The 15,452-nt window shown below is 44.0% G+C and carries 13 protein-coding genes and 1 tRNA gene; 4 read left to right on the forward strand and 10 right to left on the reverse strand.

All coding sequences use genetic code 11. The annotated features are described in order from the left end of the window. Positions 1-22 precede the first annotated feature (22 nt). Positions 23-1,429 carry a sensor histidine kinase gene (locus tag R4I06_RS01145; protein WP_334413663.1) on the reverse strand — a complete coding sequence of 469 codons (1,407 nt, stop codon included), beginning with the start codon at positions 1,427-1,429 and terminating at the stop codon, positions 23-25. Positions 1,430-1,562: 133 nt separating this feature from the next. Between R4I06_RS01145 and R4I06_RS01150 the strand changes: the two genes are divergently transcribed. Together R4I06_RS01150 and R4I06_RS01155 are read left to right on the forward strand one after the other, a co-directional pair. After that, positions 1,563-2,774, forward strand: coding sequence for an aspartate aminotransferase family protein (locus tag R4I06_RS01150; protein WP_334413664.1), 1,212 nt, complete (start codon positions 1,563-1,565; stop codon positions 2,772-2,774). 323 nt (positions 2,775-3,097) lie between these two features. Further along, positions 3,098-4,144 (forward strand): hypothetical protein, encoded by a 1,047-nt coding sequence (locus tag R4I06_RS01155; protein ID WP_334413665.1) that lies wholly within the window; start codon positions 3,098-3,100, stop codon positions 4,142-4,144. A 125-nt stretch (positions 4,145-4,269) separates the two neighbouring features. Here R4I06_RS01155 and R4I06_RS01160 read toward each other — a convergent pair whose 3' ends face one another. Beyond that, positions 4,270-4,461, reverse strand: a complete 192-nt coding sequence (locus tag R4I06_RS01160; RefSeq protein WP_334413666.1) for a hypothetical protein — start codon at positions 4,459-4,461, stop codon at positions 4,270-4,272. A gap of 168 nt (positions 4,462-4,629) precedes the next feature. Here R4I06_RS01160 and R4I06_RS01165 point away from each other — a divergent pair, with 168 nt between their 5' ends. Beyond that, on the forward strand, positions 4,630-5,709 hold the full coding sequence (locus tag R4I06_RS01165) for a hypothetical protein (RefSeq protein WP_334413667.1): 1,080 nt from the start codon (positions 4,630-4,632) through the stop codon (positions 5,707-5,709). A gap of 318 nt (positions 5,710-6,027) precedes the next feature. Here R4I06_RS01165 and R4I06_RS01170 read toward each other — a convergent pair whose 3' ends face one another. Beyond that, positions 6,028-8,580, reverse strand: a complete 2,553-nt coding sequence (locus R4I06_RS01170) for an FtsK/SpoIIIE family DNA translocase (RefSeq protein WP_334413668.1) — start codon at positions 8,578-8,580, stop codon at positions 6,028-6,030. Positions 8,581-8,593: 13 nt separating this feature from the next. Continuing rightward, a complete protein-coding gene (locus R4I06_RS04665; RefSeq protein ID WP_410519369.1) occupies positions 8,594-9,130 on the reverse strand; it encodes a YggT family protein in 537 nt (178 codons plus the stop codon). Here R4I06_RS04665 and R4I06_RS01180 point away from each other — a divergent pair. Then, entirely contained in the window at positions 9,018-10,340 is a 1,323-nt protein-coding gene (locus R4I06_RS01180) for an HlyC/CorC family transporter (RefSeq protein WP_334413675.1), read from the forward strand. The two genes, R4I06_RS04665 and R4I06_RS01180, sit on opposite strands and share 113 nt — an antisense overlap. A gap of 38 nt (positions 10,341-10,378) precedes the next feature. Here the strand turns inward: R4I06_RS01180 and thiE are convergent, their stop codons facing one another. The 6 genes from thiE to R4I06_RS01210 form a co-directional block, all read right to left on the reverse strand. After that, positions 10,379-11,401, reverse strand: coding sequence for a thiamine phosphate synthase (gene thiE, locus R4I06_RS01185; protein ID WP_334413670.1), 1,023 nt, complete (start codon positions 11,399-11,401; stop codon positions 10,379-10,381). Between the two features lie 102 nt (positions 11,402-11,503). Beyond that, positions 11,504-12,352, reverse strand: a complete 849-nt coding sequence (locus R4I06_RS01190; protein ID WP_334413671.1) for a pyruvate, water dikinase regulatory protein — start codon at positions 12,350-12,352, stop codon at positions 11,504-11,506. 72 nt (positions 12,353-12,424) lie between these two features. Further along, the gene (gene trhO, locus R4I06_RS01195) at positions 12,425-13,237 is read right to left on the reverse strand and encodes an oxygen-dependent tRNA uridine(34) hydroxylase TrhO (RefSeq protein ID WP_334413672.1); all 813 of its coding nucleotides are present in this window, start codon (positions 13,235-13,237) and stop codon (positions 12,425-12,427) included. A 118-nt stretch (positions 13,238-13,355) separates the two neighbouring features. After that, positions 13,356-14,264: a methionyl-tRNA formyltransferase gene (gene fmt, locus R4I06_RS01200; RefSeq protein WP_334413673.1), complete on the reverse strand. Its 909-nt coding sequence runs from the start codon at positions 14,262-14,264 to the stop codon at positions 13,356-13,358. 34 nt (positions 14,265-14,298) lie between these two features. Next, positions 14,299-14,372: transfer RNA gene (locus tag R4I06_RS01205), tRNA-Met, on the reverse strand. A 116-nt stretch (positions 14,373-14,488) separates the two neighbouring features. Next, positions 14,489-15,452, reverse strand: a 964-nt coding sequence (locus R4I06_RS01210) for a S16 family serine protease (protein ID WP_334413674.1), incomplete at its 5' end; no start/stop codon positions are given.

Raw genomic sequence — 15,452 nt, forward strand, 5'->3', positions numbered from 1 at the left:
CACACTACTCATCCCTCCACAATCAAAAGCTCTTCTCTCCTGAGTTGTCTTCTTCAACATGCGGAAAGACCATGGTTACTACAGTACCCAGACTGGGTTCACTTTTTATGCTAAATGTACCATTCATAAGTTCTACCAACTTTTTGCTCAATGGTAGCCCCAATCCAGCACCTTCATACCTTCGGGAATGCGCACTATCAGCTTGTCCAAACACAGACATCACTTTGTATAAGTCTTGTTCCGCTATTCCTATGCCATTATCGCTAACCTCTATGGTCACATTATCTTTAACGCTGACAGTAAGCTTCACAAAACCATTTTCTGGAGTAAATTTTAAAGCGTTTGTCAGTATATTTAGGATAACTTGCCTCATTCTACCAGCATCCGCGAGAACAACGATTTGAGTTTCTGGCACATCCAGCTGTAGGTCTATCTTTGCTTCTTGTGCCTTAGTAGACAACATTTTGAAACACGCATCTACTACTTTTCTTAGGTCGCACCTTACTAGCTCTACGACCAGCTTGTTTGCTTCAGCTCTAGAGAAGTCAAATATGTCATTTATCAAGCTCAATAGGTGAGTTCCAGCACTGTGAATATTGTGCACATACTCTTTGTATTGCTCGTTCCCAATTGGGCCAAAAGATTCTTTAACGATTATCTCTGAAAAACCTATTATAGAATTCAGGGGGGTCCTCAATTCATGACTGACATTAGCCAAAAATTGCGACTTGCCCACACTATCCCTTTCCGCATTCTCCTTCTTTTCACGCAATTCAAGATTTACATCACACTGCTTAGTTAACAGTTGCCTGTTTTTTCTGTGTACAATAGCAATGAGGATAACACAAATAATTACTACGAGTCCGACTGGCGCCGAAGCCACAATATTACGTGCAGAGAGAGTCTCAGCTAGTTCACTGTAATCTTTTGTTATCTTAAGAAATGCTGTGTTTGAGTCAGAATTGTCTGAGTATACGGGAAATAACGACGAATACACTCTATTACCGATTTTTTCGTGCAGCACTTTACCTTCGCTCAGAAAAGATAGCTGCTCCTCAGTGAGTGGATGCACATTTGCCGTGCTGTCAAAATTCTCTGACACGGTGAACATTACGACTCCCGTTGGACTATAAAGCACCACATCAACGTTTTTTAGACCATTCAGCGCGTGTATGAATTCTGCACGAAGTTTTATCGCCAAATTTATGTGATATGGGTTTGTACCCACGTGCGTAGGAACTTCATTCAATAGTCCTGAATACTTATTCAGTATTGAGTGAGACAATATAGAATTAAGTTCTAAGTTTAGCTCCCTCGATACGTTAGTAACCGTCCTTTCCAAAACGTAGAAATTAGCATACTTAACAGCCACAAAAAGTAGCGTCGCAAAGATAGCAAGAAGTGAAAACTTTAAAATTTTGGCCACCATCGCTCTTACCAGCACACAAACACGTGAATATTATTACAATACTGAACATCAATTCTTAACAAATATTTTTATATTGATACACATTAGCAAGTGTGCTACAGATAGCAGGATTTCTGACATCTGGAGGCGGAATATGGGGCGCAGCCGTGTTATCCCGTTTTATAGTCCACATGAAGTGAGTTTCGTACGTGGCAACGGCGTGTACCTGTATGACAAGGACGGAAAGCGTTATTTGGATATGGGTGCCGGTATAGCGACCAGTTCTTTAGGGCACTGCAACCCCTCCATGATAGAGGCCTTGGTAAAAAAGGCACATGAAGGTCCTTGGCATGTGTCAAATTTATATACAATACCTGAAGCGGAGTGTTTAGCTAAGAAGCTGACTGATTTTAGCTTTGCCGACATGGCATTCTTCGCAAATTCTGGAGCTGAAGCCGTAGAATGTGGCCTGAAGATTGCCAGATCATACCAAAGTGGAATAGGCAGGCACGAAAGATACAAGGTACTTACGCTGAGGCGTTCGTTCCACGGACGCACCTATGCTACATGTTCTGCCAATGAGCCCGCGGGATTTCTAGCTGCTTTGTATCCGTATGTTGATTGGTTTGCCAGTGTGAATCCTGACATACAATCAGTTAGGGACGAAGTGAGCAAGGGAAATGTGGGGACTATATTGTTAGAACCCGTTCAGGGTGAGGGTGGCATACATGTTCTGAGCTTCGACTTTCTGAGGGAGCTCCGTACCCTTTGTGATGAGCAGGATATACTGCTGTTTTTCGATTGTGTACAGTGCGGCTCCGGAAGAACGGGAAAGTTCTTCGCTCACGAATATTCTGGGATCACACCTGACATATGCTCTTTGGCGAAAGGGTTTGGCGGTGGATTTCCCGTGGGCGCGTGTCTTATAAATGAAAGGGCTGGGCAATTTGTTTCGCAACGCATGCACGGATCTACGTATGGAGGAAACCCTTTGGCAACAACTGTTGCTTGTGCTGTAGTAACAGAGATACTTAGTCCGGGATTTTTAGAAAGAGTGGAGAAGAACGGAAATTATTTAATGGAGAAGTTGTCTGATATGTCGGGCAGGTTCCCTGACATTATAACAGATGTACGGGGCATGGGTCTCATGATAGGGCTACAGATTTCAGACGTGATAAGTGCACCCGATCTTTCCAAGAAGCTCATTGAATTTGGAATTTTGGCGATCGGAACTGTGAATGTCTCTAGTAACGTTCTCAGGCTCACTCCTCCGCTTATCATCTCGCGTGAAGAAATAGACGAATTCCTACACATGTTTGAGGCTTTTTTGAGAAAGCAGGAAGCATGTCTTTCCAGAGTTCATTGATATATAGCACATAATTTTCCGCGCCTGGCTCTCAGTTCCACGCCTCTGAGTTTCTTCTTCCTTATGGCTCGTAGCTCACCTAGAGATGCTTTGTTACATCCAAAAGTTCATGATACAGCGCATAATTTTCTGCGCCTCTGAGTTTCTGTTTTCTCATGGGGCGTGGCTCACCCTACAGAGATGCTTTATTACATGTTGTGAATTTGTCACTACAGAACGCGTAGGTTACCATCCCCCCTCTTCCTTTCTCTCGTACGTTGACTTTTAATTTTTTAAGTGTTAGCCTCGTATAGATTTCCCTTTTTAACTCACTCATTACGCCTATGACTGAAGAGGTGCGCCCTTCTCAGGGTCCTTATGTATTAGAAACTACTGATGAGAAGGATAGTGGTGCTGTTACTGCTTCTTTGATTGATCCACGGTTTCTGGAAGACAAAGAGGCCAAGTGCAATCGCTGGCAGCACAACGTTGGTGATGTCTTCCTGGCTGCTTCTTATGTTTCATTGCTGCTAGACCTTTGCTGCTCCGTATATACCCTATGGTGCGCAAGCCACCCACAGAGTGACCTCACCCTCTTTAGGGTCAGTGTGGTATTCTTCTCGTTGTATCTGTTCATGTCAGCCGTCTTTCTGACAAACTCTGCTATTGAGTTAAGGGATCTGAGTACACGTGACAGGAAGCTGACCGAAAAAGAGAAGCTCGTTAAGTATGCAACGGAATTGCTTTCTGCAATTACGGGAGCGTTGTTCATGGTTCTGTGCTCTCTTGCTATTGTGATGGCATGCCACATACACAATGGTTTACTTCAGTATTCATCTCTTGTGCTTTCCCTCGTGGCTCCTTTCATGTGCTTGCCCTCGGCCTTCTTGCGCGTGTATGATACCTACCTTGCTTACAGGAAGGAACGAGATCTAATCGATGCATTGGAGGCTAGTGGAGAGCAAACTGTTACCCCTGCACAGAAGGCAGCTGCTGATAGACGTGCTCAGTCTCACTTCATTAGGGCATCTCTGTATGGGGTTATCTCCATTGTTGTGGTGCTTGACTTTGTAGTTGCTATATGGGAAGCGTATATCCTTGTTGGAAATACGCATATGTCCTTCTACATAACAGAAGAAGCATTTCTCATCTCGCAAGTCGTTCTTGCGACCGTGTTTCTTGTACTTGCAGTGGTTGAGAGGGTGTTGAAAAACACTACTGAGCCAGACCTAGCTGAAGGGCAAGTGGAGTCTCTCGCAGATCAACAGCCGTCTGTTAGCGCTGATAACCCATCGTACGCCAATGATGATACTTCGCCATTTATCTCTCATCACTGTAGTGGGGAAGTATCTGTTGCGCCGTGTTTGCAAAAGGCTTTGGTTCTCGAATAGAAATATGAGCACACGTTGCTAGAAATGCGCATATTCACAGCAACAACGAGACCATCTTATGGGTTGTAAATTTACCGCCACAGAAAGCATAGGCTACCCCCCCCACCTTTGTTGACTTTGCATATTCACGTTGGAAGGCGTATCCTCTTGTCGGGAATACGCATAAGTACTTCTTCAGCGTTTTTGATCTGTAACATCGCTATTGGAATTGGTGCATATTCACTGCAACAATAAGACCATCTTATGGGAAGAGAAAAGTTGCATCTGTTACCCTTGTTCACATAAAATCCTAATGATCCATTACTAAAACTGGACACGCGTTACTAGATGTGGCAAATGCTCACAACAACTATGAGATTATATCGCAGTTTGCAAATTTGCCACTGTAGGGCATATCCGTTGCCATTTTCGCACACCCGTTGACTTTTAATTTTTTAAGTGCTAGCTTCGAGTAGATTTTCGTTTTTAACCATTCGTTTACGCTTATGACTATAGAAATGCACCCTTCTCAGGCTTCTGGCGTGCTAGAAGACGCTGAAGAGAAGGACAGTAGAGCTGTTACTGCTTCTTTGATTGACCCACAGTTTTTGAAAAAAAAAGAGGCTGAATGTAACAGACCGTTCAGCGTTGGTGATGTCTTTCTGGCCGCTTCTTACGTTTCATTGTTGCTGGAACTCTTCGCTTCCGGGTATACCTTGTGGGGCACAAGTCACCCGCAGAGCACCCTTACCCTCTTCAAAGTAACTGTTGCATACTATGGGCTGTGCCTTCTGATGCACGCTATACTTGTAGCAAACTCTGTTGTTGAGTTAAGGGATCTTAGTGCGCGTGAAAGGGAGATGACCGAAAAGGAAAGGCGCATCAAGAATTCTATGGAGTGGCTAACAGTAATCTCAGCGGCTCTATGGGTAGTTTTGTGCGCAGTGTCTGTTATGATGGCATGCAACATACACAATGCAGCACTACAGTACTCAACTCTTGTGCTTTCCCTCTTATCTCCTTTTATGTGCTCAATCGCGGGTTTCCTGCGGGTGTACGACACATACCTTTCTTATAGGAAAGAGAGGAACGTACTAAGCGCATTGGAAGATAGTGGAAAACAGACTGTTGCCCTTGCGCAGAAGGCAGCCGCTGGCAGACGTGCTCAGTCTTACTTTATCAGGGCATCTCTGTACGGGGTTATCTCTGTTTTCGAAGCGGTTCACTTTTTGATCCACATATGGGAAGCATATATCCTTGTTGGAAATACACATAAGTTCTTCTACATAACAGAAAGAGCGTTCCTCGTCTCGCAAGTCGTTCTTGGAACTGTGTTCATCGCACTTGCAATAGCTGAAAGAGTTCTGGAGCACGCTACTGAGCCAGACCTAGCTGAAGATCAAGCTGTATCTCTTGGAGATCAACAGCTGTCTGTTGGCGCTGGTGCATCATCGTACGCTAGTGATACTGCACCGTTGCTTTCTCATGAGGAAGGACCTGCTATCGAAGAAGTATCATCTGTCATTGCGGTTTCTGAGGTGGCATCACCTGTTGAAGACAGAACTCTGGCTGCAGCAGGTTTGTAGTAGCGTACTACGCAAAACTGGTAGGGGTGGTTTTGCTATGTTTCGCCTAGGCTTGACTGCCTAGTGTGATATCGCGAGATACCGCGTAGTAGCCCTCTTTCTTTGTGAAGGTGCGCGCGCGGTTGTATCCTTCCCCTTTTTCTGACTAAGGCGGGTAGAAGGTTCCTTGTCACCACAACGTTGTTTAGTACCCACACGTTAGATAAGGAACCCTACCTCCCGTCTCTTGCTCTAGGAGGGAGGTCCTGAGTCTCTACATTGCTGCAAGCAATGTGCTACGTAAGTAGAGCAAATGTACTTCTGGAACGAGGCAACCCACTAGTCTGCTCTTGCGGACTCTACAATAACTTCCCTTCTTCCCAAATGATCCATAGCGGTCACTATTCCTTCTCTTTCCATACGCTCTACCAGGTTCGAGGCGCGATTGTACCCTATTCTCAGCTGTCTCTGTATGTAACTAACTGAAACTTTCTTGCCTCTGCACACTATGGCAACTGCTTTTTCGTAAAGCGAGTCATCATCGCCATATCCGCCAACAAAGTCTGCGTCCCTCATTCCCATGTACCCGTTGGAACCTTCGACTGCTGCCGTTATAGCTTCCACGTAGTCAGGCTCCCTCTGCTCAGTTAGGTAGCTAACTACATCTCTTACCTCTCCATCGCTGACAAATGCTCCGTGTACCCGCTTAATTTTTCCTCCAGATACCATATATAACATATCACCCATACCAAGTAGCTGTTCCGCTCCTTGTTCCCCTAAAATGGTTCTGCTATCTACTTTTGACGTAACGGCAAAGCTGACCCTAGTAGGGAAATTTGCCTTTATCACACCCGTTATAACATCGACAGATGGCCGTTGCGTAGCCATGATTATGTGTATACCTGCAGCACGGGCCATTTGAGATAGTCTCTGCACGGATGACTCTATCTCTTTTCCGGATACTATCATAAGGTCCGCCATCTCATCCACCACAACCACAATGTATGGTAACGGAACTAACTCGATGTTTTCTCTCTCGTAGATGTTGCTTCCTGTATTTCTGTCAAATCCCCTCTGTAAGGTCCTTTCAAACACCCCTCCCTTTAGTAGAGCCTCGCTAATTTTCTCGTTGTACCCCGTAATGTTGCGAACTCCTATGGCAGACATGAGTTTGTACCGCTCTTCCATCTCAGCCACAACCCATTTCAGCACTGCAACTGCCTTTTTTGCCTCTGTAACCACAGGCGTCAATAGATGAGGTATATTATCGTATACAGACAACTCAAGTACTTTAGGATCTATCATTATCATTCTGCATTGTTCTGGCGTAAGCCTATATAGAAGAGACAAAACCATGGTATTTATTCCCACAGATTTGCCAGAACCGGTAGTGCCGGCTATCAAGAGATGTGGCATCCTAGTTAAGTCTGCGACCACCGGCCTGCCATCTATTCCCTTGCCGAGCACAACTGGCAGAATCAGCTCAGGATTCCTATATTCTTCACTTTCCACGATATCACGCAGCATTACCATCTCCCTGTGGTAATTTGGAAGTTCTATTCCCAAAACGTTCCTACCTGGCACTATAGAAATCCTGGTCGAGAGAGCACACATAGACCTCGCTATGTCATCTGATAACCCTATAATTCTTGATGCTTTTGTCCCTGCGCATGGCTCAAATTCGTACGTCGTAACCACGGGGCCGTGAAACACATTTATTATTCTGCCGTTAACTCCGAAATCTTTTAGAACTGCGTAAAGCTTTTCTGTCTCATCCTTATCAGCTAGCAAGCCCCTACTCCGCTCCACGGGACCTCTTCCCTTGCTCAATAGGTTAATACTTGGAAGAGCAAAGCTTTCTTGCCTCTTTAACTTGTTCACATAACCAGCGTCTGCCATCGTACTACTGCCCACGTGTCGTCTCTCCGGATAAAACCCCTGAGATAAGGTAGGCTCATCTTCATAGTCGTCAATTTCCTCATGAGATGGCACATGATGATTATGCTCTGGAGAACCTGCTGCCCATTCATTGTCATCGTAGGAATCTATATCATCGTTGAAGTTTTCAAAATCATCGTACTGTTCGAGGTCCTCATCGCGGTTACTTTCTGTGCTCAAAGCTGCACCGCTGTAGTTATTTTCGCTATCATCGTACGCGTCACGCGAGATATCTTTTATAGGATAGTTGCGCAAGCTATACTCCATGGGAGGTTCACCGGAAGTATCTTCGACCGGAAAGTCATCTTCCCTACGTGCACCCTTCTTGATAGGAAAAATTCCAACAACGAAGCGAAGAATACTCGAAAAAACCGTCGCAGGTGTTTTGCAGTCCACATACTTCCCACAGTCTACTATCTTCACCTTGCGTGAATAAGCATCCCTGAACCTTAACCTGACCAACAAATTTAATGATGCAGACCACAGAGTAGTTATAGCTTTTAAACCTATACTTCCAAAACCGAAGCACACAAGAGCTAGCAACAGCACACCATAGTGAACCTCTACTAGTTTTGAGCCCACAAAACCACCGTGATAGAATCTACTAGTTATGGGAAACGATAACTTGGAAACTATCCCCCCTATACAAGAAGTGCAACCCAGTACGCATAAGACACGTATGCTTACCATTTCCGCACGCGGGACTACTCTGAATACCCATAACAATACAAAAATCATGGGAACGATGGCTGATATGCCGAAGCCCTGTACTATAACATCTCCTACATATGAACCAAATTTACCTGCGAGATTTTTTACTGCGTTTACACTATCCCATGTTCCTGAGGTATTAAAAGATACGTCTACAACATCATATGTAGCGACAGATACAGCGAGAAACCCAATCAGCACAACACATACAAAACAATGTATCCACCTTACTAAGTTACCCATTCCCTCAATCCATCTACCCAAAATAGTATCGCAGAGTGTACCTAAGAAAATTTATAAAGATGATGAGAATAATTGGTGATAGATCTACTCCTACAACACCAGGAATCCACCTTCTGATCAGGGAGATGGCAGGACTTAAAATTCTGCTCAGCATGGTGTAAAAACTGTATACAAAGTTATTGTAACTGTTCACTATTCTAGTGGCTATAAGCCATCCCAGCACAACCCACGCAATAAGTGCAAAGTTGTACATACTAAGTAGCGTCTCAATGAGATACACTATAGGGTGCATGTTATACACCTCCCTTTTTGCTATAATTACTAGGTCACTTCTCGAGCTAGTATACAGTAATTGCGGGTTAATGAAAGCATTGTAATGGAGTGTCCAGGATTTGGCATCACTTGGAAATAGCTGATAAACTTTCATCTTGAATCTGATGGTATTGTCATGTATAGTGCGAGCAGATGGGGTGCCGTTCATTGTTTTGTTCGTTTTTGTCTTGTTGTTGATTGCCTCTGCTCTGTTTTCTGCCGCAGAAACAGCCTTCACTGCAGTGAGCGTTTCTTCGATGCACAAGTTGATGTTGGGCGGAGACAAAAGGGCCCGTCTTGTCTATACCCTAAGCGCAAATAAAGAACACGTGCTTAGCACACTACTCATTGGAAATACTATAGCAAACATAGCAGCGTCTTCTGTGGCCACGGTTCTCTTCTTGCGCGTGTTGGGTCCAGAGGGTATTATAGCGTCAACTTTTTCCGTTACATGCCTTATCCTCATATTCTCGGAAGTACTGCCGAAAACGTACGCCGTACAGAACCCAGAAAAGATATCTCTTCGTACAGCAAGGATGATGTTCTGTTGTTCTCTCGTCTTATCTCCAATTTCGGCGATGGTGCGCCTTATGGTAAATCTAGCTCTAAAAGTTCTTAGAGCAAGAGAAGACAAAGAGATGATATCTGCAGCTGACGCTATGCGAAATCTCATACTAATGCACGATGGAAAGGGAACCATGCTGCAGCAAGATTTAGATATGCTGAGTAGCGTGCTTGATCTAGCACAAACAGAAATATCTCAAGTGATGACGCATAGAAAAAATCTGTTTGCCTTAAACATAGACGAAGATGTTCACACCCTCATCGAGCACATCTTGAAAAGTAGGCACAGTAGAATTCCAGTATGGCAAAACAGCGAAGAATCTATAGTGGGGGTAGTGCACGTCAGAGACGTTGCAGACTTAGTGCGAGAAAAAAACAGCAATGTGACTAAGAGCGATATCTGCAACATAATAAAGAAGCCCTGGTTTGTTCCGGACACCACACCCCTTACGGTACAACTCCATAATTTTCGAAACAAGCGTAGACATTTGGCCCTCGTGGTAGATGAGTATGGTACCCTGCAAGGTGCTGTGACTCTTGAAGATATTCTCGAGGAGATAGTAGGAGATATTTCAGATGAGCATGACACTATACCACAAAGTATGGTAACAGAGGTTGCTCCTAACGAATATCATATAGATGGTTGCGCACCTATACGAGATATAAATAGGCAACTCAGATGGAACTTGCCAGAAGATGCCTCTACAATTGCAGGGTTGGTTCTGTATAACATAGAGCGCATTCCTGAAGAAGGTGAAGAGTTTAATTTCAGTGGGTTTTTGTTTAAGATCCTAGCTAAACGCGGCAATACGCTTTCCTTGCTTAGTGTAAGTCCCATGTCCATAAGCAGTCATGAAAAGGATACCATGGATCCAAGCCAATAATGTCGTACTCTTCTCTATAGGTTTAGCCATTATTCTAGCTAGGCACCACAAATACGTATAAACTCTTTCACCGCCTGTTTTGGATCTGCAGCATGGGTGACTGCAGATATAACAGCAATCCCGCTTACACCAGTCCTAACTACGTCCTCAACGTTAGAAAGTGTTATACCTCCTATGGCAACAACAGGACATGTTGCACATTTTACCCACCTGCTGAGCAATGAAGTACTCTGTGCCTTGAACTCCATCTCCTTAGAGGTAGTGCCGTATATGGCACCAAAAGCAATGTATGATGGCTTATAAAACAGAGCAGTTGCAAGCTCATGAAAACAGTGTGTGCTTATGCCAAGGCGTGTTTCTGACTCCCTTATGGTATTCAAATCCGCAGTCTTTAAATCGTCTTGTCCAAGATGCACTCCGTATGCCTTGTACTTGAGAGCAACTTCCCAGTGATCATTTACGATGAGTTTTGCTCCATATTTTGCAGCAATTTCTGAGCATAAACCTACTTCTTCTTCAATTTTATGTTTGGACCCACTTTTGATCCTCAGTTGTATTGTTTTCGCACCACAGCTAGCAACAAGCTCATACCACCCGGCGTCAGCAACTATCGGATAAAACCCTATGGTATCAATGCTTTTAAAGCGTAATCTCTCTTCAAAATCAGTTTCGAATCCAGCAGCTATAACAGGTAGATATTCGCCCGTGATGCCGTCCAAATCCTCCATTTCGGAAGAACCTGATAACGTTTTATTGGCAAAAGCCCTGGCCAATACCATATAATCCAGGTACACGCTCTTCACATTGCGACATGTTGTGGAACTTACGTGCTTCATGACATTCCTACATGCTTGAGAAAAAGCGTCCATATCAGCAACAGAATCACGGCACTTATAAAAAAACTTGAGTTCTTTTTCCCCATCGAAATAGTAGTCTGCATACAGATCGTCTGCACACCTCACTCCTACCGCATAGACGTCTTTGCCAATGTTTGAATACAACTTATGTACCTCAGCTCCAGCTTCTTTTGGGCCGAAGCAACTTCCATCTACTAGGTGCATAACTGCTTCTGTTCAAAATACATAACTGATACCTTTAAATACAACTTGAAACTTTTCAAACTGCGCTCAGAAGCCCACGACGTATACTACTCATCCTACAGCTCAACAAAACGTCTCGCCACCTATCTTGTTGTTCTTTTTGTTAAAGAACGATACTATGTTTGCCGCTATTTCTTCAATAGACTTTTGCGTTACATCTATTATAGGCCACTTATTTGCTACACAAATCCTTTTGACCTCCTCCACCTCCGTAGCTACCTGCTCGTGGTCCACATAGTCGCTATTGCTCTGGTTTTTAATTGATATCAGTCGATTCCTGCGAATTTGTATGAGCCTATCTATGTCAATAGTCAAACCAACAACCAGCTTTTTTTCAAGTGACAAAAAGTCCAATGGCATAGGTATAGTGTTTATTACCGGTATATTGGCAACCTTATATCCCCTATAGGCAAGGTATATGCTAGTAGGAGATTTTGACGTCCTAGAGACCCCCACTATAACTATATCCGCCTGATCAATGTCCCATAAATTCTGTCCGTCATCGTGCGCAATTGTGTAATTTATAGCCTCAATTCTATTGAAATATTCGTCACTGAGCTTGTGGGGAAGAGCGTTGGGATCCTTTGACACACTAAAGTAACAGGAAATTTCCCTAATTATGTGCGCCAGAACCGGTATGCACCTTACATTCAACACCGCAGCCTTGCTCTTCAAATACTCCCTCAGCTCGTCATCGAGCATTGTATACATTATGAGATTGTTCTTCTCTGGCTTGATATTAGCTATTATCCTGTCTATATGGCGCCTGTTTCCCACAAGAGACCATACGAACTCATTTACCTCTAGTGACTTGAAGTGCTCAACAGCAGACCTTGCAACGGCGGCGACAGTCTCGCACGTTGAATCGGAAACTAAGTGAAGATTCAACACAATTTTGCAGGGGGTTTCCATAGTAATACCTTATTATCAACCAATGTTATAACGAAGTTCACACAGGAAACAACCAAGCGCTCAATGCATAACTTATTCGTTACATACACCACAAACAACACGCCCCTTGGTGACGGATCGCAAATCCATCTCACTAACAGATCCCGCGCACACCGCGCATTTTATATTCTTACTGGGAGATACGTCCTTATCAACAGCAACCCTGTCATCAAAAACAAAGCACTCACCTTCCCATAAATTTCCTTTTTTACCTACAGTTTTTAGGTAGTTCAGTATACCGCCCTTTAGGTGGTATACGTTATCAAAACCAATGCTCTTCATGAAAGCAGTGGACTTTTCACATCTGATACCACCCGTGCAGTACATGGCAATCTCGGCATTTTTATCTTTGTCACGCGCCCAATTTACGGCCCAGTCCGGGAATTCTCTAAATGAACCAGTCCCAGGATTAATAGACCCCTTAAACCTACCGAACTCCACCTCATATTCATTTCTTGTATCTATCACGTATACATTAGACCTAGAAACAAAATCATCCCATTCGCTAGGATCCACATAAGTTCCCCTACTAGAACAGTCAAATCCCTCTATCCCCAGCCTTACTATCTCACTTTTCAAGCGTACTTTCATTTTTGAGAAGGGAAGGATATCAGAATAACTCCTCTGGTATTGAATCTGCGAAAGTCTGTCATCTGAGTCGAGAAATTCGAAAAAGTCCCCTATAGCAGACTCATCACCTGATATAGTAGCATTTATGCCTTGTTCCGCCAGGATTATCGTACCTTTTATTCCATGATCTACACAGAACTTCAATATGACTGGACGCATGTCATAGTAGTTATCTAGGTGCACAAACCTATAAAAAGCGGCAACAATATACCCCATAGATCGCACTCCCTGCACAAAAACCCCCCTTCATGCTATTTCAGAAACGGGTAATTGTCAATTTTTCAACCCACACGTAGCACTATCCAAACATAAGAATTACGCAGCGCTTAAAAGCTCATGAAACTTCTGATGGTATGCCTTTTAACGTAAGTCCCCGCAAAAAACTTTCTATATCACACGGGTTCCTGGATTCCCTCTGCACTACAAGAGGCACCAACGCAGTGTTGTCTCCACACTTTATGTGTAATTTGTCATTTATTACGCAACCAGCGTCCATATCTCCAGAAAAAGTATAACCTTCTGCGTCCAAAATTCTCACCCTTGTACCAGAAAGCATAAAAAATGCTTTCGGATACACGGCCCTTATCTGTCTGCATATGTAATCCGCAGAATTGTTAAAGTCTATACGAAAATCAGTGATTTTATTTGCATATGTTATGTTTTCGTTTCCCTGCTTGACTGGCACAATACTGTCAAGATTGTCCATAACTTTTAACAACAAGTCACTGCCCATATGAGATAGCCTATGCCTGAGCTCAACTATATTCTCCTTCTCACCCACAGGAGTTTCCTCCTGTAGAAAAATATCTCCAGAATCAATACCTTCGTCGATACACATTATTGTGACACCTGTTATGCTATCACCAGAAAGTATAGTATGCTCCATGGGAGCTGCTCCCCTCCACCTCGGAAGCAAGGAAGGGTGGACATTTATACAGCCAAATTTTGTTGCACAAAGCACCCATTTTGGCAGTATCAGCCCATACGATACCACAACTATGACATCAGGAGAATACTCGGCCATGGCTTCCGCGCTTCCCGGAGCATTTAGTGTAATGGGATTTCTTACAGGAATTCCATGAGAGTCAGCATAAGAATGTAAAGGTGTTTTCGTTAAGGAATACCCCCTGCCCGCAGGTTTGGGAGCCTTGCTGTAAACCGCAACAACATCGTGTTGTGACCCCAACAACTTCTCAAGAGAAGGGATCGAAAACTCGGAGGATCCCATGAATACAACTCTCATGCAAACCCTCTGCCAAAGTTCAAAACAACAAGCGTGGGGTTGGTAGGACTTGAACCTACGGCCCACTCGTTATGAGCGAGTCGCTCTGACCAACTGAGCTACAACCCCCCTAACGGCCTATTGTATGACACACTGAAACAACTTACAACGTATATCTACACATAATACGAAATCCGCTGGGAAACGCGACCCAGCGGCTAGAAATTCTGCTATGAGACTTAATCTTAGTTCTGCAAACCGCCATATGAGCTACACAGCACATCACTCTCCCCCACGCTCCCAGCAGAGGAAATCTGCTGTTTCACTATCTCAACCGACGGTACAATTTCTCCCACTAGTGCATGTGTAACAACCTCGTCCATGTTTGATACCAGCACTATCTCCATACACTTCTTAACCGAGTCTGGAAGCTCGTCTATATCTTTTTTGTTTTTACTAGGGATAAGAACCGTGGAAATTCCACCACGCATTGCAGCTAACAACTTTTCCTTTAGCCCCCCTATAGGAAGAACCCTACCCCTCAAAGTAATCTCTCCAGTCATAGCGACCGTATTCTTTACAGGCATGCCTGTAACAAGCGATATTATAGCAACACATATTGCAATGCCCGCTGAAGGCCCATCCTTGGGAGTCGCTCCTTCCGGAACGTGTACATGCACGTCCTGAGCCTTAAAGCCTCCTGATTTAATACTAAAATCGGCGTACTTTGACATTACGTAACTGTAAGCAGCCTTAACCGATTCCTGCATCACCTCACCAAGCTTACCAGTGCACTTTACTTCTCCCTTACCGTTTGTAAACACAGCTTCTATCGTGAGTAGCTCTCCCCCAGTGTCGGTGTACGCCAATCCTGTAACAGCGCCCACCATGCTATTCTCTTCCTTTACGCCTATGTCATACTTTTGCGCACCAAGATACTTGACGACATCGTCAGTTCCGATGGTAACCCTACCAACGTCCTTATCCGTAACAAGTTGCTTAACACACTTCCTCATCAGAGAAGCTAGCTCTCTTTTCAGACTTCTAACCCCACTTTCTCGGGTATAATACCTTATGACATCATAGATTGCTCCATCAGATATCTCAAATTCCTTTGAACGCAAACCATGCTCCTGAAGGAGGGCAGGGATCAAGTGATTTCTAGCGATATGGAATTTCTCCTCTTCCATATATCCAGATAATCTTATG

The sequence above is a fragment of the Anaplasma bovis genome (assembly GCF_036903315.1).
Taxonomy (GTDB): Bacteria; Pseudomonadota; Alphaproteobacteria; order Rickettsiales; family Anaplasmataceae; genus Anaplasma; species Anaplasma bovis.